Origin of the sequence: Polaromonas sp. (assembly GCF_016185115.1) — a bacterium.
Classification (GTDB): domain Bacteria; phylum Pseudomonadota; class Gammaproteobacteria; order Burkholderiales; family Burkholderiaceae_C; genus Polaromonas.
In genome coordinates this window covers 76,825-101,106 of sequence record NZ_JACPOF010000015.1, presented here as the reverse complement: position 1 = coordinate 101,106, position 24,282 = coordinate 76,825, and the positions used below count along the sequence as shown (strand labels likewise).

23 protein-coding genes, 1 other RNA gene and 2 pseudogenes are annotated in these 24,282 nt (G+C 59.1%); 13 read left to right on the top strand and 13 right to left on the bottom strand.

Going from position 1 to position 24,282, the window contains the following annotated elements:
* Window positions 1–5 precede the first annotated feature (5 nt).
* Window positions 6–1,517 carry a tripartite tricarboxylate transporter permease gene (locus HYX42_RS06960; protein WP_293401249.1) on the top strand — a complete coding sequence of 504 codons (1,512 nt, stop codon included), beginning with the start codon at window positions 6–8 and terminating at the stop codon, window positions 1,515–1,517.
* 40 nt (window positions 1,518–1,557) lie between these two features.
* Here HYX42_RS06960 and rnpB read toward each other — a convergent pair.
* Window positions 1,558–1,902: RNase P RNA component class A (gene rnpB, locus HYX42_RS06955), an RNA gene on the bottom strand.
* Window positions 1,903–2,166: 264 nt separating this feature from the next.
* Here rnpB and HYX42_RS06950 point away from each other — a divergent pair.
* The 3 genes from HYX42_RS06950 to HYX42_RS06940 are packed head-to-tail and all read left to right on the top strand — an operon-like array spanning window position 2,167 to window position 5,177.
* Window positions 2,167–3,792 carry an NAD(P)/FAD-dependent oxidoreductase gene (locus tag HYX42_RS06950; protein WP_293401247.1) on the top strand — a complete coding sequence of 542 codons (1,626 nt, stop codon included), beginning with the start codon at window positions 2,167–2,169 and terminating at the stop codon, window positions 3,790–3,792.
* Between the two features lie 2 nt (window positions 3,793–3,794).
* Entirely contained in the window at window positions 3,795–4,415 is a 621-nt protein-coding gene (locus tag HYX42_RS06945) for a flavin reductase family protein (protein WP_293401245.1), read from the top strand.
* Window positions 4,416–4,451: 36 nt separating this feature from the next.
* Window positions 4,452–5,177 (top strand): ProQ/FINO family protein, encoded by a 726-nt coding sequence (locus HYX42_RS06940; protein ID WP_293401243.1) that lies wholly within the window; start codon window positions 4,452–4,454, stop codon window positions 5,175–5,177.
* Between the two features lie 54 nt (window positions 5,178–5,231).
* Here the strand turns inward: HYX42_RS06940 and HYX42_RS06935 are convergent, their stop codons facing one another.
* Window positions 5,232–7,070 (bottom strand): ABC transporter ATP-binding protein/permease, encoded by a 1,839-nt coding sequence (locus tag HYX42_RS06935; RefSeq protein WP_293401241.1) that lies wholly within the window; start codon window positions 7,068–7,070, stop codon window positions 5,232–5,234.
* Window positions 7,071–7,115: 45 nt separating this feature from the next.
* On the opposite strand from HYX42_RS06935, the gene HYX42_RS06930 reads away from it, so the two are divergent.
* Window positions 7,116–7,553, top strand: coding sequence for an acyl-CoA thioesterase (locus tag HYX42_RS06930; protein WP_293401239.1), 438 nt, complete (start codon window positions 7,116–7,118; stop codon window positions 7,551–7,553).
* A 6-nt stretch (window positions 7,554–7,559) separates the two neighbouring features.
* Here the strand turns inward: HYX42_RS06930 and HYX42_RS06925 are convergent, their stop codons facing one another.
* The 8 genes from HYX42_RS06925 to HYX42_RS06890 all read right to left on the bottom strand — a co-directional run bounded on the left by HYX42_RS06925 (window position 7,560) and on the right by HYX42_RS06890 (window position 13,581).
* Window positions 7,560–8,048, bottom strand: coding sequence for a thioesterase family protein (locus tag HYX42_RS06925; protein WP_293401238.1), 489 nt, complete (start codon window positions 8,046–8,048; stop codon window positions 7,560–7,562).
* Window positions 8,049–8,075: 27 nt separating this feature from the next.
* Complete coding sequence (locus HYX42_RS06920; protein WP_293401237.1) at window positions 8,076–9,365, bottom strand: RNA polymerase sigma factor; 1,290 nt, start codon at window positions 9,363–9,365, stop codon at window positions 8,076–8,078.
* A 32-nt stretch (window positions 9,366–9,397) separates the two neighbouring features.
* The gene (locus tag HYX42_RS06915; protein WP_293401236.1) at window positions 9,398–9,811 is read right to left on the bottom strand and encodes a VOC family protein; all 414 of its coding nucleotides are present in this window, start codon (window positions 9,809–9,811) and stop codon (window positions 9,398–9,400) included.
* Window positions 9,812–9,840: 29 nt separating this feature from the next.
* Window positions 9,841–10,374, bottom strand: coding sequence for an SRPBCC family protein (locus HYX42_RS06910; protein WP_293401234.1), 534 nt, complete (start codon window positions 10,372–10,374; stop codon window positions 9,841–9,843).
* 44 nt (window positions 10,375–10,418) lie between these two features.
* Window positions 10,419–10,844: a YciI family protein gene (locus HYX42_RS06905; RefSeq protein WP_293401232.1), complete on the bottom strand. Its 426-nt coding sequence runs from the start codon at window positions 10,842–10,844 to the stop codon at window positions 10,419–10,421.
* Between the two features lie 105 nt (window positions 10,845–10,949).
* Entirely contained in the window at window positions 10,950–11,336 is a 387-nt protein-coding gene (locus tag HYX42_RS06900) for a YciI family protein (RefSeq protein ID WP_293401230.1), read from the bottom strand.
* Between the two features lie 330 nt (window positions 11,337–11,666).
* Window positions 11,667–12,146: an aromatic-ring-hydroxylating dioxygenase subunit beta gene (locus HYX42_RS06895; protein WP_293401228.1), complete on the bottom strand. Its 480-nt coding sequence runs from the start codon at window positions 12,144–12,146 to the stop codon at window positions 11,667–11,669.
* Window positions 12,147–12,297: 151 nt separating this feature from the next.
* Window positions 12,298–13,581, bottom strand: a complete 1,284-nt coding sequence (locus HYX42_RS06890) for an aromatic ring-hydroxylating dioxygenase subunit alpha (protein ID WP_293401226.1) — start codon at window positions 13,579–13,581, stop codon at window positions 12,298–12,300.
* A gap of 123 nt (window positions 13,582–13,704) precedes the next feature.
* Between HYX42_RS06890 and HYX42_RS06885 the strand changes: the two genes are divergently transcribed.
* The 8 genes and pseudogenes from HYX42_RS06885 to HYX42_RS06850 form a co-directional block, all read left to right on the top strand.
* Complete coding sequence (locus tag HYX42_RS06885; protein WP_293401224.1) at window positions 13,705–14,607, top strand: LysR family transcriptional regulator; 903 nt, start codon at window positions 13,705–13,707, stop codon at window positions 14,605–14,607.
* A gap of 92 nt (window positions 14,608–14,699) precedes the next feature.
* Window positions 14,700–15,653: a LysR substrate-binding domain-containing protein gene (locus HYX42_RS06880; protein WP_293401222.1), complete on the top strand. Its 954-nt coding sequence runs from the start codon at window positions 14,700–14,702 to the stop codon at window positions 15,651–15,653.
* Window positions 15,654–16,061: 408 nt separating this feature from the next.
* Window positions 16,062–16,961, top strand: coding sequence for a transporter substrate-binding domain-containing protein (locus HYX42_RS06875; RefSeq protein ID WP_293401220.1), 900 nt, complete (start codon window positions 16,062–16,064; stop codon window positions 16,959–16,961).
* A gap of 149 nt (window positions 16,962–17,110) precedes the next feature.
* Window positions 17,111–17,833 (top strand): amino acid ABC transporter permease, encoded by a 723-nt coding sequence (locus tag HYX42_RS06870; RefSeq protein ID WP_293401218.1) that lies wholly within the window; start codon window positions 17,111–17,113, stop codon window positions 17,831–17,833.
* A gap of 1 nt (window position 17,834) precedes the next feature.
* Complete coding sequence (locus HYX42_RS06865; RefSeq protein ID WP_293401216.1) at window positions 17,835–18,521, top strand: amino acid ABC transporter permease; 687 nt, start codon at window positions 17,835–17,837, stop codon at window positions 18,519–18,521.
* Between the two features lie 55 nt (window positions 18,522–18,576).
* Window positions 18,577–19,314 carry an amino acid ABC transporter ATP-binding protein gene (locus tag HYX42_RS06860; RefSeq protein ID WP_293402414.1) on the top strand — a complete coding sequence of 246 codons (738 nt, stop codon included), beginning with the start codon at window positions 18,577–18,579 and terminating at the stop codon, window positions 19,312–19,314.
* Between the two features lie 24 nt (window positions 19,315–19,338).
* Window positions 19,339–20,082 (top strand): annotated as a pseudogene (locus tag HYX42_RS06855) (caspase family protein); the annotation flags it as partial.
* Window positions 20,083–20,397: 315 nt separating this feature from the next.
* Window positions 20,398–21,231: pseudogene (locus tag HYX42_RS06850) on the top strand (amino acid ABC transporter substrate-binding protein); the annotation flags it as partial.
* A 144-nt stretch (window positions 21,232–21,375) separates the two neighbouring features.
* Here HYX42_RS06850 and HYX42_RS06845 read toward each other — a convergent pair.
* From HYX42_RS06845 to HYX42_RS06835, 3 genes are read right to left on the bottom strand one after another with little or no spacing between them, the layout of a single operon-like run.
* Window positions 21,376–22,404 carry a DctP family TRAP transporter solute-binding subunit gene (locus HYX42_RS06845; RefSeq protein WP_293401214.1) on the bottom strand — a complete coding sequence of 343 codons (1,029 nt, stop codon included), beginning with the start codon at window positions 22,402–22,404 and terminating at the stop codon, window positions 21,376–21,378.
* Between the two features lie 36 nt (window positions 22,405–22,440).
* Window positions 22,441–23,739, bottom strand: coding sequence for a TRAP transporter large permease (locus tag HYX42_RS06840; protein ID WP_293401212.1), 1,299 nt, complete (start codon window positions 23,737–23,739; stop codon window positions 22,441–22,443).
* Window positions 23,736–24,263: a TRAP transporter small permease gene (locus tag HYX42_RS06835; RefSeq protein ID WP_293401210.1), complete on the bottom strand. Its 528-nt coding sequence runs from the start codon at window positions 24,261–24,263 to the stop codon at window positions 23,736–23,738. Before HYX42_RS06835 ends, HYX42_RS06840 begins: the two co-directional genes overlap by 4 nt.
* Window positions 24,264–24,282 lie beyond the last annotated feature (19 nt).

The window sequence follows — 24,282 nt, the reverse complement described above, 5'->3', positions numbered from 1 at the left end:
ACGACATGGAAATACTTTCACACCTTTCCCTGGGATTCGGCGTGGCTTTCACGCCCATCAACCTTGTTTATGCATTTGTCGGATGCCTGCTGGGCACGCTGATCGGCGTATTGCCGGGCATCGGCCCTGCAGCGACCATCGCAATGCTGCTGCCGGCCACCTACGCATTACCGCCAGTGTCTGCCCTCATCATGCTGGCCGGCATCTACTACGGCTCGCAATATGGCGGTTCCACCACAGCCATTTTGGTGAACCTGCCCGGCGAGTCATCGTCGGTCGTGACCTGCATTGACGGCCACCAGATGGCCAAGAAAGGCAGGGCCGGCCCCGCACTGGCGGCTGCAGGGCTAGGCTCGTTTTTTGCCGGCTGCGTCGGCACGGTGATGATCGCTGCCTTTGCGCCTGCTCTCACAGAGCTGGCCTTCAAGTTCGGGCCGGCTGAATATTTTGCACTGATGGTGCTTGGCCTGATTGGTGCCGTGGTGCTGGCATCGGGCTCCCTGCTCAAGGCCGTTGGCATGATCCTGCTGGGATTGCTGCTCGGACTGGTTGGAACAGATGTGAACTCCGGCGTGGCGCGCTTCAGCTTTGACGTTCCTGAGCTCACCGACGGCATCGGTTTTGTGGCCATCGCCATGGGCGTCTTCGGCTACGGCGAAATCATCAGCAACCTCGCGCAGCGGGAGGACCAGCGGGAAGTGTTTGCAGTCAAGGTGCAGGGACTGTTCCCCACAAAACAGGATTTCCGCGACATGACACCGGCCGTTCTGCGAGGCACCGCATTGGGCTGCGCGCTCGGCATACTGCCCGGCGGTGGCGCACTGCTGTCGGCCTTTGCGGCATACACCGTAGAGAAAAAATTGAAGGCCCGTCCCGGCGAGGTGCCCTTCGGCCAGGGCAACATACGCGGCGTGGCCGGCCCCGAGGCAGCCAACAATGCAGGAGCCCAGGCGTCGTTCATTCCCTTGCTGACACTGGGCATCCCCTCCAATGTGGTGATGGCGCTGATGGTGGGCGCCATGACGATTCATAACATCCAGCCCGGACCTCAGGTCATGACCGGCAACCCGGAGTTGTTCTGGGGGCTGATCGCCTCGATGTGGATTGGCAACGCCATGCTGGTGATCCTGAACCTGCCGCTCATCGGCATCTGGATCAAGCTGCTCACCGTGCCTTACCGCTTTCTGTTCCCCGCTATCGTGTTGTTTTGTGCAATTGGCGTCTACTCGACCAACAACAACACCTGGGACATCTGGGTGGTGGGTGTTTTCGGCGTAGTGGGCTATATCTTCAACAAGCTGAAAGCCGAGCCGGCGCCCCTGCTGCTAGGGCTCATCCTTGGCCCCATGATGGAAGAGAACCTGCGCCGCTCGCTGCTGCTGTCGCGCGGGGACTGGAGCACATTCGTCACGCGACCAATCTCCGCAGGCCTGCTTATCGCCTGCATCGTCTTGCTGCTTATAGTGCTGCTGCCGGCGGTCAGGAAAACGCGCGAGGTGGCCTTTGTTGAAGAATAGGCCCGCTGATGGTTGCGCAAGCACGTCCGCCTTGAATAAAGTGTGAAGCCCGCCGATAAGCCGGATTCTGTGCGCCGCGTCATCTTGCGATGCGCGCGGTGTGACCGCCATTAATCTGGGCCGGGGGTCGCCCCCACGGCTCGGTGCTACCTACCCGCCAGCTCTGCGGAGCTACATCAACGCTGGCCTACTTGGTATTGCTGCGCGTAGAGATTGCCCGTTTCACCCGGCGATCCGGGTTGCCCCAAAAAGCCGACTCGTCTCTGTTGCTCTGATCCTCACCTCACGGTGGAGAGGTGTTACCTCCTACGCTGTCCTGTGCAGTCCGGACGTTCCTCCAGTGCTTCCTTTCGGAAATTGCACCAGCGGCGGTCTGGCAGGCTTCACAGAGTGATTATCGGGGCAATATGCAACAGCACTCAAAAACAGCTGTTATAGCTATAACAGCTGTTTTAAAGCCATTTCAAAGGCCTTGCGCTCCATCCAGCACCCCGATTCAACCCCAAAAGGGGCTATTTTTGATGCCAAAAACGGCTGCAAGCCAATAAATACGCACGTGAGCAGCTGCCAAAATCGTAGCATTTTGATCAATTGACCACCCGCCTAAAATACGTGCTGATCCGGAAAACAGATCCCACGAAAGTCCAGAATGATTCGCCTGACCGAACTCAAGCTCCCGCTTGACCATGCGGAAGATGCACTCCCCGCATTGATCGCCAGAACGCTCGCCATACCGCCGGGCGACATTGCCAGCCACAGCATCTACAAACGCAGCTACGACGCGCGCAAGCAAAAGCTGCTGCTGGTCTACATCGCCGACGTCGCCCTCACCTCCCCCGAACTCGAAGCCCGCCTGCTGCAAAAATTTGAAGGCAACCCGCACATACGCCCCACGCCAGATCAGGCCTACTACCCCGTCACCCATGTGGATGCCGCACCCGAAGTCCGGCCTGTGGTGGTCGGCTTCGGCCCCTGCGGCATCTTCGCGGCATTGCTGCTGGCGCAGATGGGTTTCAAACCCATAGTGCTGGAGCGCGGCAAAAAAGTGCGTGAACGCACGAAAGACACCTGGGGCCTGTGGCGCAAAAAGGTGCTCAACCCCGAATCGAATGTGCAGTTCGGTGAAGGCGGCGCCGGCACGTTTTCAGACGGCAAGCTCTGGAGCCAGATCAAGGACCCGCGCTTCCTGGGCCGCAAGGTGATGACGGAATTCGTCAAGGCTGGCGCACCTGAAGAAATTTTGCTGGTCAGCAAACCGCACATCGGCACCTTCAAGCTGGTCAAGGTGGTCGAGAACATGCGCGAGCAGATCATCGCGCTGGGCGGGGAAGTGCGCTTTCAGCAACGCGTGAGCGACGTGCAGATCGAGGGTGGGCAGATTCGCGGCCTCAAGGTCGAGAACCTGGCCGACGGCAGCAGCTACGAAATGCGCGCCGACCACGTCGTGCTGGCGCTGGGCCACAGCTCACGCGACACCTTCGCCATGCTGCATGAACGCGGCGTCTACATGGAGGCCAAGCCTTTTTCCATAGGCTTTCGCATCGAACACCCGCAAAGCCTGATTGACCGCGCACGCCTGGGCCAGCATGCCGGCCACCCCCTTCTGGGCGCGGCCGACTACAAGCTGGTGCATCACGCCGCGAACGGGCGTTCGGTCTACAGCTTTTGCATGTGCCCGGGCGGCACGGTGGTGGCCGCAACGTCTGAAGAAAACCGCGTGGTGACCAACGGCATGAGCCAGTACTCGCGCAATGAACGCAATGCCAACGCAGGCATCGTTGTGGGCATCTCACCGGCTGATTACCCCGGTGGACCGCTGGCGGGCATTGCCTTCCAGCGCCAGCTGGAGTCGCATGCCTTCACGATGGGCGGCAGCAACTACGAGGCGCCTGGCCAGCTGGTAGGTGACTTCATCGCAGGCAAGCCATCCACGCAACTCGGCAGCGTCGAACCGTCTTACAAGCCGGGCGTGCTGATGACAGACCTCGCCACCGCCCTGCCTGAATACGCCATCACGGCGATGCGCGAGGCACTGCCGGCTTTCGGCAAAAAGATACGCGGCTTCGACATGCACGATGCGGTGCTGACCGGCGTCGAGACGCGCACCTCGTCACCGCTCAAAATGACACGCGGCGATGACTTCCAGAGCCTGAACGTCAGGGGCCTGTACCCTGCAGGCGAAGGCGCCAGTTACGCGGGCGGCATTTTGTCGGCCGGTGTCGATGGCATTGAAGTGGCCGAAGCCGTGGCACGCAGCAGTACCAAACAAAGTTGAACATGAACGAAGACATCCACTTTTACGAACCATCCAAAGGCCACGGCCTGCCGCACGACCCTTTCAACGCCATCGTTGGACCGCGCCCCATAGGCTGGATGTCGACGCAGGATTCAGAAGGCCGGCTCAACCTCGCGCCCTACAGTTTTTTCAACGCCTTCAACTACACGCCGCCCATCATCGGCTTTGCCAGCATTGGCGCCAAGGACAGCCTGCGCAACATCCGGCAAACCGGTGAATTCGTCTGGAACCTGGCAACACGCCCCCTCGCCGAACAGATGAACCAGACCTGTGCTGCCGTGCCGCCCGATGTCAGCGAGTTCGAGCTGGCCGGCTTGACACCTGGCGCCTCGCGCTGCATCAAGGCCCCGCGCGTGGCTGAAAGCCCCGTCTCCTTCGAATGCAAACTGACACAGCTGCTGCAGTTGCAGGGCCTGGATGGCGTGCCCGTCGACACCTGGCTGGTGCTGGGTGAAGTGGTGGGCATTCACATCGCACGCCACCTGCTCAAGGATGGCATTTACGACACCGTCACTGCACAACCCATACTGCGCGCCGGCGGCCCTGCCGATTACTTTGAAATCACACGCGACAATCACTTCAAGATGTACAGGCCGCGCTGAAGCGCAACGGCGACCTGCAAACCAACTGGACAAGTAATGACCGACATGACAACCTCTGCAGCCGCCGCCCCGGCCGAAAACGCTGGCAAGCCAGATGCGGCGCGCAAGCCCCGCCCCCAGGGCAACAGGCGACCACATCCTGCCAAAGCTGCACCACAGGCGCGCCCGCAGCGTGAGGTCAATCCGCTTCTGGAAAAACTGTTTGAGCTGCACCCCAAACTGTTCGGTGCGCAGTTCCTGCCGCTCAAGCTCGGCATTTTTCAGGACCTGCTGGCAAGGCACCCGGACGTGTTCAAAAAAGATGAACTCAAGCTCGCCATGGGCCAGCATGCGCGCTCAACACGCTACCTCGAAAGCGTGGCCGCCGGGCTGGCGTGCCATGACCTTGACGGCAACGCAGTAGAACCCGTGTCGCCAGAACACGTGCACCACGCCATCCTCGAAGTCTTCCGCCGCCGCCAGGCGCGCTCGAAAGAAGACCTCAGGCCCCGCGTGATCGCAAGGATAGTCGCCGCCATCGAAGCGTCCGGCCTGCCGCGTGAGGAATACGCGGAACGTGTCAGGGTGCAGGACGAGTCTGCGAATTCACTTGTCGATGAGGCACTTTCCCAGCTCAAGCTCGAGGCAGCCAAACGTGATGCATTGATGGCCACCTTCAAGGCCAGCGGGAAGACCGAGGCCGAGTTTGCCGAGATGTACGGGATGGATGTGCGTGAGGTTGCGGCTGTACTGGAACGGGTCAGGCGGGATCAGGCGGCCTGACAGGGCCGGTCAGGTTGCCGGCTTGCGGCCGCGCCCTTCACCCCAACCAGAACCTCACTCGGAGCTTTGCTGCAAGGTCCACATCTTCAAATACCTCTGCCCCAAAGCCAGAAGTTCAGCGTGCGTTCCCCGCTCGACAATCCGCCCCTCTTCCATCACCAGGATCTCGTGCGCATCCACAACGGTAGAGAGCCGGTGTGCAATCACCAGCGTGGTCTTGTTCTGCGCTGCGGCCCGCAGTTCGGCTTGAATCGCACGTTCGTTCGCTGAGTCCAGCGCAGAAGTAGCCTCATCAAAAATCACGACCGGCGGGTTCTTGAGCAGCGTTCGGGCAATCGCCACACGTTGTTTCTCGCCACCGGAGAGTTTCAGGCCGCGTTCACCCACCATGGTGCTGTAGCCCAGAGGTGTCGAGGCGATGAAGTCGTGAATGCGCGCCGCACGGGCCGCGGCCTCGACCTCCGCATGCGAGGCGCCGGGTTTGCCGTAGGCGATGTTGTACTCAACCGTGTCGTTGAAGAGCACCGTGTCCTGCGGGACGATGCCAATCGCCTGGCGCACGCTGGCCTGCGTGACTTTTTTGATGTCCTGCCCGGCGATGGTGATGCGGCCGCCCTGCACGTCGTAAAAGCGGAACAGCAGGCGCGCCAGTGTGGACTTGCCGGCGCCCGATGACCCAACCACCGCCACGGTCTTGCCGGGCGGTATTTCAAAACTCACGTCTTTAAGGATGGGCCTGGCCGGCTCATATGAAAAATTCACATTTTCAAAACGCACCGCCGGCTCTTCACGAATCTGTAGCGGCTGCGCGCCAGGCTCGTCTGCAATCTCACGCTCTTTCTCAAGCAGCGTGAACATCTTGTCGAGGTCGGTCAGGCTCTGTTTGATCTCGCGGTAAATCACACCCAGAAAACCCAGCGGAATATAGAGCTGGATCATGAAGGCGTTGACCATCACCAGGTCGCCCAGCGTCATGCGGCCATCGACGACGCCCTGGGTGGCACGCCACAGCATGGCCACCAGGCCCACCGCAATGATGAGCTGCTGGCCGGTGTTGAGCATGCTCAGCGTGCGCTGGCTCCTGATGGCGGCGCGCCGGTACTTCTGAAGACTGCCGTCGTAACGGTTCGCCTCGAAAGCTTCGTTGTTGAAGTATTTGACGGTTTCGTAATTGAGCAGCGAGTCGATCGCATGGCTGTGCGCGGTGGAGTCCAGCGCGTTCATCTCCTTGCGGAACTTGGTGCGCCACTCCGTTACCGTCACGGTGAAGGTGATGTAGAGCACCAGCGCTGTCAGCGTGATCCATGCAAACCAGGCATCGAACTTGACCGCCAGAATGCCCAGCACCAGACCGACTTCAAACAGCGTGGGGATGATGCTGTAAAGCGAATACGAGATCAGCGAATGCACGCCGCGTGTACCGCGCTCGATGTCGCGCGTCATGCCGCCGGTCTGCCGCTCCAGGTGAAAGCGCAGGCTCAGCGCGTGCAGGTGGCGGAACACTTCCAGCGAAATCTTGCGCGACGCGCCTTCAGTTGCCTTCGCAAACACCAGTTCGCGCAACTCGCTGAACAGCGAGGTCGACAGGCGCAGCAGGCCATAACCCAGCAGCAAGGCGACAGGCACAACCAGCACGGCCTGCACATTGCCGGGTTTGAGGCTCATGGCATCAACCAGGGTTTTGAGCAGCACAGGCACACCCACATTGCCCAGCTTGGCCGCAAGCACAAACATCAGGGCCGCCAGCACGCGCCACTTGTAGTCCCACAGGTAGGGGAAAAGCCGTTTGAGCGTGCCCCAGTCAGACCGTGGGGGCGGCGGAACAGCGACACCGTTCACCAGAACAGGCGGCAGGGCATGGAAAGAATCAGGGCTGGAGGCACGGGAGCGCATGGAGGACAATCGTTGTGTTGTATTTACTTTTTGCAGATTGTGCCTATGTCTTCTGAATCAAGCGCCCACTCGGGTACTCTGCCCGAAACCCTTCACGTCGAATTGCCAACCGACAAGGAGCTGGTGCTCAAGGTCATCCCCATGCCGGGCGACTGCAATGCCAATGGCGATATTTTCGGTGGCTGGGTGATGTCTCACGTCGATCTTGCTGGCGCGGTTCTTCCTGCGCGTTATGTAGACGGCCGCATGGCTACGGTCGCCGTGAACCAGTTCATCTTCAAGCAGCCGGTACGCGTGGGTGACCTGCTGTCTTTTTTTGCATCCGTCACGCGCGTCGGCACAACGTCAATCACAGTGCAGGTTGAGGTGTATGCGGAGCGCCTGCGTAGCCAGGGCAAATACGTCAAGGTGACCGAAGCCAGCCTGGCCTATGTCGCGATTGACGATTTTGGCCGGCCGCGCAAGATAGTCAAACCAGCATAGGTCATCTCAGGAAACGATATAGGCCGCAGCGCCCGTAGACAGCAGCGTGCCGTCAGCACCAAAGAACTCCATGCGTGTGCTGGCCACGCGTGAACCCAGGCGCAGCACTTCGGCCTGAAGTTCGAAATGGTCGCCAATGGCCGGGCGCAGGTAGTCCACCCGCAAATCTATGGTACCGAGCTTCGCAAAGCGGTTGATCCGCTGCAGCGGCGTCTCGTCCATGTGGCGCGCGCCTATGGCCGCCATCACGGCCAGGCCAGCCAGCGCGTCGAGTGCCGCACTCACCACACCGCCATGCACGCGGTGATAGCTGTAGTGGCCCACCAGCTCGGGCTTCATGTCGACGCGTGCCCTCACCAGTTCAGGCTTGAGCACGGTCACCTTGAGCCCCAGCACCTTGTTGAAGACAATCCTGTTTTCAAACAGGTCGGTGAGGCCTGCAATGAACTCTTCTTCAAACACGGCAGGTGCAGGCGCGGGATGTGATTTCGTCATGTCCGGATTGTCACGCAGGCTGAAAGCTCAATGCGCATGGAGCTGCGCAGCCCTCTCCAGCAACAACTCACGCTCGCGCACATTGCCTGCCAGTTGCGCCGCGCGTTCGAACTCTGCCCTCGCTTCGCTGGTGCGGCCCAGTTTCGCCAGCAGGTCACCGCGCACGCTGGGCAGCCACTGGTAGTTCTGCAATGACTTGTCTGCACCCAGCACATCGACAATCGCCAGCCCCGCCGCCGGCCCGAAGGCCATGCCGACGGCGACCGCGCGGTTGAGTTCGATGACGGGTGACGGCGTGGCTTGTGCCAGTGCGTCGTAAATGGCGACTATCCGCGCCCAGTCGGTATCTTCGCCTCTTGCCGCACGGGCATGACAGGCCGCAATCGACGCCTGAAGTGCATAAGAGCCCAATGGCCTCGCGCCTGAATGCGCAAGCGACTCGGCGCTCTTCAGGGCGGCCAGTCCGCGCCGTATCAGGAGGCGGTCCCAGCGGCTGCGGTCCTGTTCGAGCAGCAGCACCGGGCGCCCTGCCTTGTCCACACGCGCTGCGGCGCGCGAGGCCTGCAGTTCCATCAGGGCCAGCAGTCCCTGCACCTCGCCTTCGTCGGGTGCGAGGCCGCCCAGCATGCGTCCCAGTCGCAGCGCCTCATCGGTCAGCGCAGGACGCATCCAGTCCTCGCCCGCTGTTGCGGTGTAACCTTCATTGAAGATGAGGTAGACCACTTCGAGCACCGAAGCCAGCCGGACATTGAGGTCGTCGCCGGCCGGTACTTCAAACGGCACTTCCGCCTCGCTCAGGCTGCGTTTGGCGCGCACGATACGCTGCGCAATCGTCGGTTCGGGCACGAGGAAGGCACGGGCAATTTCATGCGTGGTCAGGCCGCCCAGCAATTTGAGCGTGAGCGCGACCCGTGCTTCGGTTGAGAGCAGCGGGTGGCAGGCGGTGAAGATCAGCCGCAGCAGGTCGTCGGCGATTTCGGCCTCCTGCCTGGCGGCGTCCAGGCCATCGACAAAGTCGGGCACGACGTGGATCTCCTGCGCTTCCATGTCGTGGCCGACCTGCTCGAGTTTGCCCTGCAGCGACTTCTCGCGCCGCATGCGGTCAAGCGCCTTGTTTTTGGCCGTAGCCATCAGCCATGCGCCAGGGTTGTCAGGCACACCGGACGCGGGCCAGTGCTCCAGCGCGGAGACCAGCGCGTCCTGAGCGAGCTCTTCGGCCAGACCAATGTCCCGCACCATGCGCGCCACTGCACCGACGATTTTGGCGGACTCTATGCGCCATACGGTGGCTATGGCCTGGTGGGTGGCTGAATGCATCCGTCGAGTTTCCCGGATTCGGCGAGAAAGGTTCAGGCGGCTGGAGAAGCTGCATTAGGGTCCATCCAGAAGACCTCCCACACGTGTCCGTCAAGGTCGGTAAAGCCATGCGCATACATGAAGCCGTGGTCCTGCCGGGGGTTGGGAGCGGTACCGCCAGCGGCCAAAGCCCTGGTCACCAGTTCATCAACCTCCTGGCGGCTTTCGCACGACAGCGCAATCAGCACCTCCGTCGTTTTGGTGGCATCGGCAATCGCCTTCTTCGTGAAACCCTGGAAGAAGGATTCAACCAGAAGCATGGCGTAGCTGTGGTCCTTGCTGATGATCATGCAGGCGCCCTGATCGTTGGTGAACTGCGGGTTGAACTCGAAGCCCAGGCTTTTGAAGAAGGCCTGGCTGCGCGCCATGTCCTTGATGGGCAGGTTGATGAAGGTTTGACGTGACATGTGGTTTTCCCTTGAGGTGGCGATATGAATCAGGCCTGCTCGGCCTTGCGCTTCAGCGCGGCCAGGCCGTCGGCGAAATCCTTGCCTATCATCTTGTCCATATTGAAGATGACGCCCATGAACTTCGAGATGAAAGGCGCAGGCCCGGCCATGGCCCAGGTGACGGATGTCTGCGCGCCCTCGGGCAAAAGCGTAAAAGTGATGACGTTATCGGCCTTGAAGGGCGCGGTCATCAGCAGCCGCATCTGCACCTGCGAAGGCGCCTGGGCCTGCGTGATTTCAAAAAAGCCGCTGCCGGACTTTCTGCTTTCAAAGTCATAGTGCGCGCCGGGGCCGCTGGCCGGGCCAGCGTAGCTTCCCTTCATGGCCGGGTCCTTGTGGTTGTAGGGATTCCACGTGTTGAAGGCGTGCACATCGTTGATGAGCGGGAAGATTTTTTCTGCCGGTGCGGCAATCACCGTGCTGCGCGCAACGCTGAAGGTATCGGGCCGCTGCGACGCCATTGCCGCAACGACGGCAATTGCAAGCACCAGCAGGCCGAGAAGGGTAAGGGCGATGTGCATGACTTTTTTCCTCATTTCCGGATCGCTTCTGAATGACTTCTGAATCACTTCTGACTGGGGGTGTTCATCTCCCGAAAGCGCTCTACCTGCTCATTAGGCTCAAAGTCGTCCAGTTCATACAGCTGGCGCACTTCGACCACCGCAGGCTTGCCTTCACCTGCCGGGTTGGGGTAGCGGCGCGACCACTCCATGGCTTCTTCGCGGTTGCGCACCTGGATGATCGTGAAGCCGGCAACCAGCTCCTTCGCTTCTGCGAACGGGCCGTCGGTGATGCTGCGCTTCTGGCCGTCGTAGTGAATACGCCAGCCCTTGCGGCTGGGTTGCAGGCCGGCGCCGTCGAGCAGCACGCCGGCGCGCGACAGCTCTTCCATGTAGTCGGCCATGTCGGCCATCAGTTTTTCGTCCGGTGCCTGGGGGGTGGTTTCGGCCTCGAATTCGGGTGTCGATTTGACAATGATCATGAAACGCATGGCGGTCTCCTGGTTCAACAGAAAGGAAAAAACAGGCCAAAAATCAGGCCCTCACCCATACGACGAACGGCTCGCAGGGGAATCGACACCCCGCCGGCAAAAAAATCAGTTCAGCCTGAAAGTGGAGTCGGCATCGGCATCGTCGTAGCAGGGGCCAGTGGAGCGCACCTCAACGGTCGCCCACTCTGCCGCCGGGCACTGCTGGGCAATGGCGACGGCTTCGGCCCAGGTCTTGCAGCTGAGCAGGAAGAAACCGCCAATCATCTCCTTGGCTTCGGCAAACGGGCCATCGACCACCGCCGCCTTGCCGGCACGCAAGTTGACCCGCGCGGCGCTGGCATGAGAGCTGAGCGACTCGCTAGCCACCAGCACCCCACGCGCCTGCAGATCCTGGCCGAAACGCACCATGCGCTCATACACCGCTTCACCCTCGGCAGCGGTTCGCGTACGGCGCTGGGCGGGGTCTTCAACGATCAACAACATATAAGACATGGGATCCGGGCTCCAGTGATCAGGTGTTGCAGGCCGGCAAGGTGCTGCCGGTCGATGTGGAGGCATTGTCCCGGTTTTTGCGGGGCAGCAAAATACGCCGGATTTACTATATTTTTGATAGCTGCTCACGTGCGTATTCATTGGGCTGCAGCCTGATTTGGCAGCTAAAAATGGCCTTTTTTAGCCATTTTTCGGCCTGGACGGGCCCGCCGGACCGCCCAAAGCCCCAATATGTAAAGTTTACTTTACATATCCTGGCCAGGTCTTCCCGCATCGTCTCCCGGACAAGCTCTCCCGCTAACGCATGCCGTGCAGACCGCCTGTCGTTCCTCAAATCGGGTAAATGATGGAGTTCGGGATCATCTCGCTGTCGTAGATGCAGTGGCGTGATTCGAACTTCAGGCCGTCGGGCGTCCTGACCACCACGTCGATATAGCGGCCGGTGTTGAACACCGTGCTCTCCTGCGAGAGCTTGGTGCGAAAGACAGCGTAATTGGCTTCGCTTTCAAAACGCTGGCCGTCAGCCTTGTGGATGATGGGCGCGCCGACCACGTGGCGCTGGTAGTAGGGGTCATGAAACAGCGTCTCGCGGATGCCGTAGGCGCGGTCTTTCAGCATGCCTTTACTTTCGAACATCAGCGTGGCCAGCGGAAAACCGCGTTCATGGTTCTCGCGCGGCACCAGCTTGTACGAACACTCTTCAGTGAAAAACTCGGGCCACAAATCCCAGTCGCCTGAGTCGACGGCTTTGGCGTAGTTGGCGTAAAGCTGCGTGAGCTGGAAGTAATCCTGGAAGTCGATGGCGATCATTTCAGTTCTCCGCCAGATCTCATTTGATCCGGGACTGCAAAACGCGAAGACAGAGGCAAGGAGACCGCGGGACTGGCTTCGCCAGACCGCAGGTCTCGCCCCCTTGAGGGTGGGAGGGCCTTACACGACGTGAAGGCCAACGGGGGTGTTTTCATTTTTCTTCCATGACCTTGCGCCAGTATTTGTACATGCCGCGTATCAAGGTTTCCGTGACCATGTGATCCGTGTCTTCAACACCGCGCCCGCCCAGCTCGGCCAGTGTGCGGTGAAACGGTTTCTGCTCAAAACCCTGCTGAGAGAACTCGATGACCTCACCATCGTCAGCCGACACAAAACCCGCCGGGCCGAACAGGTTGGCCTGGCGCAGGCGGCGCTGCGTCATCTCGGGGGTGTCTTCTTCAAACCCGAAATGCGTCCAGACAAAATCAAACTTGCCGTGGCCCACCGGCTGTATGTGCCGCGTCGACACACTGTTGACCTGCTGCTGCAGGATGACGCTGGGGAAGATCGTCATCATCACCGCCGTCGGCCCGCCCCACCAGGGCTCGGGCACGATGTCCAGGAAGCGCGGGTCGTTCAGCTCCATGCTCTCCTTGAAGCTGGACACCTGCGTGACCTGCTCCGACTTGCCGGCGCTGCCGCGCGTGGAGATCATGGCCGCGTGGCGATGGTGCGCGTCCATCTTCAGCTCTGACTTGTTGTCGGCGCGCCAGAGGCCGAAGGTCACAAACCAGGTGTGCAGCAGCCCCGGGTGGTAAGGGTCCTTGATGTTTTCCTGCATCAGCTTCCAGTTGCCGGGAATGCGCTGGCGGTTGTAGCCCAGGATGGTGAGCTTGCGGCCGTCGAAGAGGCGGTCGAAATAGCCGAGGATGGTCGGGCCCATGAAGTCTTCAAACGACTCGATGTCATGGTCGAAGCTGGCGAACACCACACCGCCGCGCGTGGCGACCTTCAGTTTTTTCAGGCCGTGGTCTGCTGTCTTGAAGTCCTCCGGCATGCCGCCATTGACCTTGCCATCCACCCGCACCCCACGCCTGAAGGGCACACCCAGCAAATCGCCCTTGAGGTTGTAGCCCCACTGGTGGTACGGGCAGACAAAACCCTTTTTGTTGCCGTGGCGCTCGCGGCAGAACTGCATGCCGCGGTGCGCGCAGACGTTCTCGACCACATTGATTTCGCCGTCGCCACCGCGCGCCATGATGACCGAGCGCTCGCCGATCACCGTGCGCTTGAAGTCGCCATGGTTGGGAATTTCGGCTTCCAGCCCGACGTAGCACCAGTGGTTCTTGTAGAAAAAGCGCTCCAGCTCTTTTTTGTGCAGTTCATCACCGGTGTAGGCCATGAAGGGGATGCGGCTGGTGCCGTCGGACTCCCAGTGAATCCCGGACGGGAAGGTGGGGTTGGCCTCTGGAGCGGCCACACTTTGTTCAGTCATTGTTGTCTCCGTTTATCTGCCCTCGCAGAACGGGGCACGCCCATGATCCCGCAGCCTGCGAAATCAGTCAATGCAATGGTGATAATGCAATTCATCATCTGAATCAATAATCATGGAGACACCATGGAACTCGAAGACCTGGATCTGAACCTGCTGGTGGTGTTCAACCAGCTGCTGACTGAACGCAAGGTGTCAAAGGTGGCGGAGAACCTGGGGCTGGGCCAACCTGCGGTGAGCAACGCGTTGGCGCGCATGCGCAAGCTGTTTGGCGATGAGCTGTTTTTACGCACATCGCGCGGCATGGAGCCGACGCCCTTTGCAGCGCAGCTGGCCGGGTCGGTCACGGAAGGGCTGGGACTGATCCACAGTGCCATCAACCGCACCAGCACGTTTGAGCCTGCCACCAGCCAGCGGCGCTTTTCGATGGGCATGACGGATATCGGTGAAATTTATTTTTTGCCGCGCCTGATGCAGGAAATTGCCCTCATCGCGCCCGCCGTGACCATCAGCACCGTGCGCAACAGCCAGGCCCGGCTGAAAGACGACATGGAAGCCGGGCGAATAGACCTCGCGATAGGTTTGCTGCCGCAACTCGACAGCGGCTTCTTCCAGCGCAGGCTGTTCATGCAGAAATATGTCTGCCTGTTCCGCAAGGGGCACCCGCTGGACAAGCCCAAAATGTCCCCGGCCGATTTCTTCGCCGCAGACCATGTGGCCATCGTTTCTGCAGGCACAGGCCACGGCAAGGTCGACGAGATCATCGACAGCAAGGCGGTGAAACGAAAGATCAGGCTGACGGTGCCGCACTTTGTGGCGGTCGGGCACATTCTGCAATCCACCGACATGGTCGCCACCGTGCCGGAACGGCTGGCACACAGCATGGTGCAGCCGTTTGATCTTGCATACCTGCCGCATCCAGTGAAGCTGCCACAGATAGCCATCAACCTGTTCTGGCATGCGCGGGTGCACAAAGACCCGGCAAGTCAGTGGCTGCGGACGCTGGTGTTTGATTTGCATTCTGGTTGAGGCCGGTCAGCTTCGAAAGAGTGCCCAAACCAAACAGCGCCGCATGGAATTCCCCTAGCAGCCCGGGAAATCCAACCCCTCATAATTAAAAGATGGAAACCAAATGGCTGGAAGATTTTGTAAGCCTGGCTGAAACCCGCAGTTTCAGCCGCTCGGCCCAGTTGCGCCACGTGACGCAACCCGCGTTCTCCAGGCGCATACAGGCGCTGGAAGCATGGGCCGGCACCGACCTGGTCGATCGCAGCTCCTACCCGACCCGGCTCACACCGGCGGGCGAAACGCTCTACAGCCAGTCACTTGAAATGCTGCAGGGACTGCAGTCCACGCGGGCCATGTTGCGCGGCCATACGTCTGCGGGGCAGGACGTCATCGAGTTCGCCGTGCCGCACACGCTGGCGTTCACGTTCTTCCCGGCATGGGTCAGCAGCCTGCGCGAGAAGTTCGGGCCCATCAAGAGCCGGCTGATTGCGCTCAATGTGCACGATGCCGTGCTCAGGCTTGTCGAGGGCAGTTGTGACCTGTTGATTGCCTATCACCATGACTCCCAGCCTTTCCAGCTCGACCCTGACCGTTATGAAATGGTCACCCTGGGGCAGGAGGTGCTGTCGCCTTACGTCAAGCCCGATGCCGAGGGCCAGCCCATGTTCCGCCTGCCCGGGCGTGCGGGCCAGCCGCTGCCCTACCTGGGTTATGCGCCGGGTGCCTATCTGGGCCGGGTGGTGGACCTGATCCTCAAGCAATCGGGCACGGCCATCCATCTGGACCGGGTCTATGAAACCGACATGGCCGAGGGCCTGAAAGCCATGGCGCTTGAAGGCCACGGCGTGGCGTTTTTGCCTTCCAGCGCAGTCAAGAAGGAATTGCGCGCGCGAAAGCTGGTGAGCGCGGGTGACAAGCTGGAGATGACCATGGACATTCGCGTTTACCGCGAGCGCCCGGTGGCCAACGCCTCTGCAAAAGGGCACGCGCAGGCGCTTTGGATTTTTCTTCAGGCGCAGGCTGGCGCCAAGGCCGTGCCGCAGGGTGGCAGAAGTTCGGCTAAGTAGTAACCCTTGGCCCTTATTAAAAAAATGCATGATCGTTGCCTCAAACAGCATTGGTGTTTTAAGGGCGGCAAATTTACAGTTCGGGACCGCTGAACGAGAACGCACAGGGCATTACAGGCTGACATAAATCTTGCGATGACAGGTGCCGGGCAGGGGCTGGCACAAAGACTGCTTGCAAAAGGTGTCATGATGGCCATCGGTTCGCGCGCACCACATTGGGGCCGCTCCGGAGCTGCTCATGAATCCCCTGTAAAGACAGTAATCAAGACAGCATTTTCAGGTCTCTGAATCAACGTAAACACCTCTCAAAACGTTCTGGAAGGGCACGGGTAAACCTTGGGGTTAGCCCTTGTATCGACTCTCTAGAATGGCATTCACCAACCGTTTCATTTCAATACAGGAGATAGCATGAAACTCAAACTAGCCGCCCTCTCAATCGCCTTGCTCGCTACCGGCGGCGCCTTTGCCCAGGCCAACGACACCATCGCCAAGGTCAAGGCCTCCGGCGTGGTCACCATGGGCGTTCGTGACTCCTCTGGCGCCCTGTCTTACACCCTTGGTGACGGCAAATACACCGGTTACCACGTTGAAATCTGCAACGGCGTGATCGCCGCGCTTGAAAAGGCCGCCGGCCGCAAGCTGGAAGTCAAATACCAGCCCGTGACCTCGCAAAACCGCATTCCACTGGTTCAGAACGGCACGGTTGATATCGAGTGTGGTTCCACCACCAACAACGCGACCCGCCAGAAGGACGTGGCTTTCCTGCCAACCACCTTCGTTGAGGAAGTGCGTATCGCCGTCAAGGCCAATTCCGGCATCACCGCCATTGCCCAGCTCAATGGCAAGAACGTCGCCACGACCACGGGTACCACCTCTGTGCAGACCCTGCGCAAGAATGAACGCGCCACCGGCGTCGACTTCAAGGAAGTCTTCGGCAAGGACCACTCCGACAGCTTTTTGCTGCTTGAGTCCGGCCGTGCTGACGCGTTCGTGATGGACGGCTCCATCCTGGCCGGCAACATCGCCACCGCCAAGAACCCCGCAGACTTCAGGATCGTCGGTGAAGTGCTGAGCGTGGAGCCCATCGCCATCATGATCCGCAAGGATGATCCGGCTTTCAAGAAGCTGGGCGATGACACCATCAAGGCCATGATCAAGAACGGCGACCTGGACAAGCTCTGGACCAAGTGGTTCCTCAACCCCATCCCGCCAAAGAACACCAGGGTCGGCCTGGCACTGAGCGAAAGCACCAAGGCTGCGTGGGCGAACCCCAATGACAAACCGATGGAAGACTACGCCAAGAAATAATCCGGCCTGAGTCCGCTTATCAGTACCTGAAGAGATACAAACCCCGTCCCTGACTACTGTTCGTGGCGGGGTTTGTCATTTGCCGAAAGGCTTTGTGTTTTCGTTTTTCGTTTGAGCAACAACATCAATAACAGTAGGCTGGAGTAACCATGACCTGGGACTGGAAAGTATTTTTGCAAGATGACGGCAGCGGCCGTACCTACCTGCAGTGGATGTTCGATGCCTGGGGCTGGACGCTGTCAGTGGCCGGCGCCTCGTGGGTCGTCGCCATGATTTTCGGCGCGCTCATAGGCACCATGCGCACCCTGCCCAACAGCCCGTGGCTGGTCCGGCTGGCCAACGCTTGGGTTGAGCTTTTCCGCAACGTACCGCTGCTGGTGCAGATCTTCATCTGGTACTTTGTCATCCCCAAGATATTCCCGGCGATGAAAAACCTGCCGAGCTTCATCCTGGTGGTGTTTGCGCTCGGTTTTTTTACCTCGTCGCGTATTGCAGAACAGGTCAGGGCCGGTATCCAGGCCCTGCCGCGCGGACAGCGTTACGCCGGCATGGCCATGGGCTTCACGACGGCGCAAACCTACCGTTATGTGATCCTGCCGATGGCGTTTCGCATCATCATCCCGCCGCTCACCAGCGAGTCCATGAACCTGCTGAAAAATTCATCTGTGGCGTTTGCCGTGTCGATTGCCGAGCTCACCATGTTCGCCATGCAGGCACAGGAAGAAACCTCGCGCGGCATTGAAATCTACCTGGCCGTCACCCTGCTGTATGCGGCCTCGGCCTTTGCGGTCAACCGGGTGATGGCGGTGGTTGAGAAGAAACTGCAGATACCGGGCTTTGTGGTGGCCGGTGCAACTGGTGGAGGACACTGACATGTTTGGACTCGACCTGAGCTTCCTGAGCTGGGACATTATTTCCAAGTTCGTCATCAAGGGCTTTATCTTCAGCATTGAGCTGACGGTGATTGCCACCGTAGGCGGCATCATCTTCGGCACGATACTGGCGCTGATGCGGCTGTCGGGCAAGAAATTCCTGATGATCCCCGCGACCTTTTATGTCAACGGCATGCGCTCCGTGCCGCTGGTCATGGTGATCCTGTGGTTCTTCCTGCTGGTGCCGGCCAGTTTCTACGCCATCATTCCCGGCGGCAGCAACTACCGTGCAGAGATCTCGGCCATCATCACCTTCGTGGCGTTCGAAGCGGCTTACTTCAGCGAGATCATGCGTGCGGGCATACAGTCCATTTCGCGTGGCCAGGTCAACGCCGGCCGTGCGCTGGGCATGACCTACGCGCAGAACATGAAGCTGATCATCCTGCCGCAGGCTTTCCGCAACATGGTGCCGATTCTGCTCACGCAGACCATCATCCTTTTCCAGGACACCTCGCTGGTTTACGCCATCGGCGCCTACGACCTGCTCAAGGGTTTCAGCACTGCCGGCAAGATCTACGGCCGTCCTGAAGAGGCCTACCTGCTGGCTGCCGTTGTTTATTTTGTGATGTGTTTTGCACTGTCCTACATGGTCAAGCGCCTGCAGGTCAGGATTGCAATCATTCGTTAAGCCTGCCTGCGCAGCCCAAGACAAAACTTAAGAATTACCGGAGTTAAAGATGGCCATGATTGAAATGAAGAATGTGTCCAAGTGGTATGGACCGGTGCAGGTGCTCAACGACTGCACGACCAGCATCGAAAAAGGTGAAGTGGTGGTGGTGTGCGGCCCGTCGGGTTCCGGCAAGTCCACGCTGATCAAGACCATCAACGCGCTGGAGCCTTTCCAGAAGGGCGAGATCTTTGTGGACGGCCAGGCCGTGCACGACCCCAAGACCGACCTGCCCAAGCTGCGCAGCCGTGTCGGTATGGTGTTCCAGAACTTTGAACTCTTCCCGCACCTGAGCGTGACAGAAAACCTGACGCTGGCGCAGATGAAGGTGCTGGGCCGTAATGCCACCGATGCCAAGGCTCACGGCCTGAAGTACCTTGATCGTGTGGGCCTGATGCTGCACAAGGACAAGTTCCCCGGACAGCTGTCGGGCGGCCAGCAGCAGCGTGTGGCGATTGCCCGTGCGCTCAGCATGGACCCGATTGCCATGCTGTTTGACGAGCCCACCTCTGCGCTTGACCCTGAAATGGTCGGCGAAGTGCTCGATACCATGATGGGCCTGGCGCTGGATGGCATGACCATGATGTGCGTGACGCATGAAATGGGCTTTGCCAAAAAGGTCGGCAGCCGCGTGATCTTCATGGACGTGGGCGGCAAGATGCTTGAAGATTGCTCGAAGGATGAGTTCTTCAGCCACCCCGAAAACCGCCAGCCGCGGACCAAGGATTTCCTCAACAAGATCCTGGCGCATTAGTCGTATTGACCACGGGACGTTCGCATGCTCACACGTTTCTTCGTATCACTAGTAATAGTGGTATTGGCTAGCGTTGTACATGCTCAGTCGCCTAAGCGGTTTGCAATTGTTATCGGCAACGATGCATATCGGACTGTCGAGCCATTGAAGAATGCTCGCAATGACGCAAGGCTGTTCGCTCAGGCAATGCGCGATGCAAAATTCGAGGTTATTGCGCAGGACGACTTGAGCCGGGATCAGTTTTGGGGCCTTATCGATAAGGTTAAAGCACGGATAAACAAAGGCGATGAGCTTGTGTTTTATTTCGCCGGGCATGGCGTGCAAATTGGTGCGAATCAATATTTGCTACCCGTCGATATTCCGTTGCCTGACAGTGATCGTCAAGTTGAGCGAAGTGCTATACCTCTCGTTGAAGTACTCGATTCTTTTTCTGATGCTCGCGTTTCCGTGTTTGTAATTGATGCCTGCCGAGACAATCCATTTCCCAAAAAAGCGACACGCAGCATAGGTAATACTCGCGGACTGGCGCGTCCCGAACCAACCACGGGTCAAATAGTTATCTTGTCTGCTGGACGCGATCAAAAGGCTTTGGATTCTGTTCCGGGAAATGGGAGTCGCAATGGACTTTTTACCTGGGAATTGGTACAGGTGATCCGGAACAATAATCCCGAAGTAAGGAGTGCCTTTGAGGCCGTGAAGGAGCGTGTGGACGATATTGCACGAAAAGTGAATCATCAACAAAGACCCGCTGTTTCGCATGATTTACGCGGAAATTTTTTCTTCTTCCCCGGGGCGGGACAGGCAGTTGCCGCTTACACACCGCCAGTACAGAGAGCAGAGACAAAATTCCCATCAATAGAAGAAGTTGAAGTCCAAGCTTGGGAAGATACGCAACGCGTAAATACTGCTGGAGCTTATCAAGCATTCTTGACCGCTTATCCCGCGAGTCGTTTCGCTGGTCGTGCGCGAATTGGGCTGGCTGCTCTTGTTTCATCTCCCTCGCTTCCTGCAGGAGTAACGACGGCTGTTCAGAATAGTCCGAGGCAACAGGAGTATTCCTTATCAGCCTCCGGCGATTTCAGTAGCAGTGCGACCCTCCAAAAAATAGCATCATCTGGCCGGATAACGATGGGGGTGCGTGAGGCCTCAGGGGTGTTTTCTTATTCACTAGGTGGAGGTCGGTATGCTGGCTACCATGTCGAAATTTGCCAGAAGGTAATTGGAGATATCGAAAAGCGCCTTGGTCGTCGGATCGACGTCCAGTACGTACCGGTAACATCGCAAAACCGCATCCCGATGATTCAGAACGGAACGGTGGATATTGAGTGCGGTTCTACTACCAATAATGCTATTCGGCAAAAAGACGTGGCTTTTCTCCCCACGACTTTTGTTGAAGAAGTGCGCATGGTTGTGAGGGCTAACTCTGGGATCAGCAATATCGGGCAACTCGGTGGGAAAACCGTCGTAACCACCACCGGCACCACCTCTGCGCAGACGCTACGTAATCGCGCCACCGGCGTCGACTTTAAGGAAGTCTTCGGCAGGGATCACTCCGACAGCTTCCTGCAACTGGAATCTGGCCGTGCCGATGCGTTTGTAATGGACAGCTCAATTCTGGCTGGCAATATTGCTGCGTCGAAGAATCCTTCAGATTTCCGAATTGTGGGTGAAATATTAAGCGCTGAACCTATTGCGATCATGATCCGTAAAGATGACTCCGGGTTTAAGAGGTTTGGGGAAGAAACTATTGTGGGTTTGATCAAGACAGGTGAGATGAGTCGCCTTTGGGATAAATGGTTTACACAGCCAATTCCTCCAAGGAATCTTCGTTTGGGGCTAAATCTTAATGAAAGCACGAGGGCCGCGTGGGCGGTGCCGAATGACAGACCTGTAGAGGACTATTTCGCCAGGAGATAGCTTCTGCATGAGACTTAACTGGCATCTTTTTTTGATAGCTCGTTTTATCACACGTACAAATCTGATTGCAGGTGAGTTAATGGTTTCGTCAAAGAAAATAAAAAAGCCCCGCACTGCGGGGCTTTTTTGTTGACGCGGGATTTCTTATTTCTTGCGTGCCGCAATCGACTTTTCAGCCGTGCTGACCAGGCCCGCGCCGATCTGGTTCTTCCACTTGTCGTACACAGGGCGGGTGGCCTTGACGAACTCTGCGCGTTCTTCAGGCGTCAGCTGGGTGATGGTGGTGCCCAGGGCTGCAATGTCTTTCAGGAGGGGCTTGTCGGCTTCAATCAGGCCTTTGCGGGCGATGGCGATTTCCTGTTTGCCGGCTTCGATGGCAGCCTGCCTGACGATGTTGCGGTCAGCTTCGGTCCAGGATGCCCAGACTTCCTTGTTGACGACAAAAATCAGCGGGTCATTGACGTAGCCCCACATCGTGATGTGCTTTTGCGCAGAGTTGTGCAGCTTGGCCGCGGTGTAGATCGACAGCGGGTTCTCCTGGCCGTCAACCGCGCCGGTTGCCAGCGCAGGCTGCGCATCGGCAAAACTCATCTGCGTCGGGTTGGCGCCCAGCGCGGTGAAGGTGTCCAGGAACAAGGGCGAGCCCACCACGCGGATTTTCAGGCCCTTCATGTCGGCAGGCCTTTTGATGGCCAGCTTGGAGTTGCTGATTTCGCGGTAACCGTTTTCGCCCCAGGCGAGTGGCACCACGCCGGCCTTGTCGATGACCTTGAAGATTTCCTTGCCCACGTCACCCTGCGTCAGCGCGTCAGCTGCCGCGAAGTCGGGCATCAGGAAAGGCAGGGAAAACACATTGAGTTCCTTGACCTGCGGCGACCAGTTGATGGTCGAGCCCACAGCCATGTCGATCACGCCCTGGCGGATGGCGCTGAACTCGCGCGTCTGGTCGCCCTGGATCAGCGACACGCCGGGGTAAAGCTTGATGTTGATACGGCCCTGTGTGCGCTCACGCACGAGGTTGGCCCAGATTTCGCCGCCCTTGCCCCAGGGGAATGCAGGGCCGACGACCAGCGACATCTTGTATTCGGACTTGTAGGTCTGCGCAGGCGCAGCAGCGGTGAAGGCCAGCGAGGCGCAGGCCAGCGCAAGGCCGAGGACGGTTTTGAATTTCATTGGACGAGTCTCCTTGGTAAAAATCGATAGTTGTTTTTAATAGCCGAGCTTGTGGGGCAGCCACAAAGCCAGTTGCGGGAAGGCAATGACAGCCACCAGCACGAGGAACATGGCCAGCATCATCCAGATTACCCAGCGCACGGTTTCTTCCATGCGCACATTGGCGATTCGGCAGGACACCATGAGATTGACGGCCAGTGGCGGCGTGAACTGGCCTATTGCGACCTTGAGCGTGAGGATGACACCGAACCACACCAGGTCCCAGTTATAGTGCTGCGCAATCGGCAGCAGCAGCGGCACAAAAATCAGGAAGATGGAGATGCCGTCGAGAAACATACCCACGGTGACCAACATCAATATCAGCAGCGCCATGATGCCGTACTCGCCGAGGCCCGAATTGGTGATCGCGCGTGTGAGGGGATCAATCACGCCCAGCGTGCTGAGCGAATAGGCAAAGATGCCTGCAAGCGATACCACCAGCAAAATCACGGCCGACAACTCGCCCGACTCGCGCAGGATTTCAAACAGGTCGCGGAACCTGATGGTCCGGTGAATCACCATGCCGACAAACAGCCCGTAAAACACCGCGACCACTGCAGCTTCGGTCGGTGTGAACCAGCCCGCACGCATGCCGCCCAGAATGAGCACCGGCGCGGCCAGCCCCCAGATGGCATCACGAAAGCTGGCCCAGAACGGAGGCTTGGGCATGTCTGCTTCAAGCGCGCCCATCTTGTATTTGCGCGCAAGCCAGACGGAAGGGACGATAAGCGCCAGCCCGGCCAGGATGCCGGGGATCATGCCGGCTGCAAAGAGCGCTGGCACCGAGGCATTGGGCACCAGTACCGAGTAGACGATGAACGCGATCGACGGCGGAATCAGAATGTCGGTGGAGGCTGCAGCGCCCACCACGCTGGCAGAGAACGACGGCGGGTAGCCGGCACGCGACATGGCGCTGATCATGACGGCGCCGACGGCCGCTGCGCAGGCCGGGCCGGAGCCTGAAATGCCGCCCAGAAACATGGCCACAGCAATCGCGACCAGTGGCAGCATGCCCGGGCCACGCCCTACGATGGCGACCGCAAAATTCACCAAGCGCAGCGCAACGCCCGAACGGTCAAAGATGGAGCCGACCAGCACAAACATGGGAATCGCCAGCAGCGGGTACTTGCCCAGCCCGGCATAAAAGTTTTGCGGCACCGCCATGAGGCCGAACAACTGCGCATCAGAATTCGCGAGTGCAATCGCGGCGGCACCGGCCAGGCCCAACGCTGCGCCAATCGGCACGCCAACCAGCATCAGCACAATGAAGGCAATAAAAAGAAGGGTGGGGATCATTCGCGGCGCCCCCGGCGAATGAAGAGGCCGACAGCGCGCAACGCCATGCCAAGAGACAGTATCGGCAGCCAGATGGAATACCACCACTGCGGAATGCCTATGCCCGGCGAGGTTTCGTTGAAGCGATAGTCGTCCCACACCAGACGCACACTCAGCACGGCGATCAGGCCAAACAGGATGGCGACCATCACCGCGCCCAGTTGCGCCAGCCTTTTGCGCCTGGCCATGGAGCCGCCTTCAGAGAAATACTCGATGCGGATATGGCGGTCGCGTGCAATGGCGGCCGAGCTGCCCACCAGCGCCAGCACGATCATCAAAAAGACAGAGAACTCTTCCGTCCAGGCAAATGACTGGCTGGTGAAGTAGCGCACCAGCACATTCGCAAAGGTGAAAAGCGCCAGCGCGCCCATCACGATGACGGTGAGCCAGTCTTCAATCCTGAGGGAAACCTTGACGGGTTCGTCGACCGCATCCAGGGGCGGCATGGCTTCTGGCGCGTGACCAGATTCGGGGGGCAGATGCATGAAAACTTCTTGTAGTGGG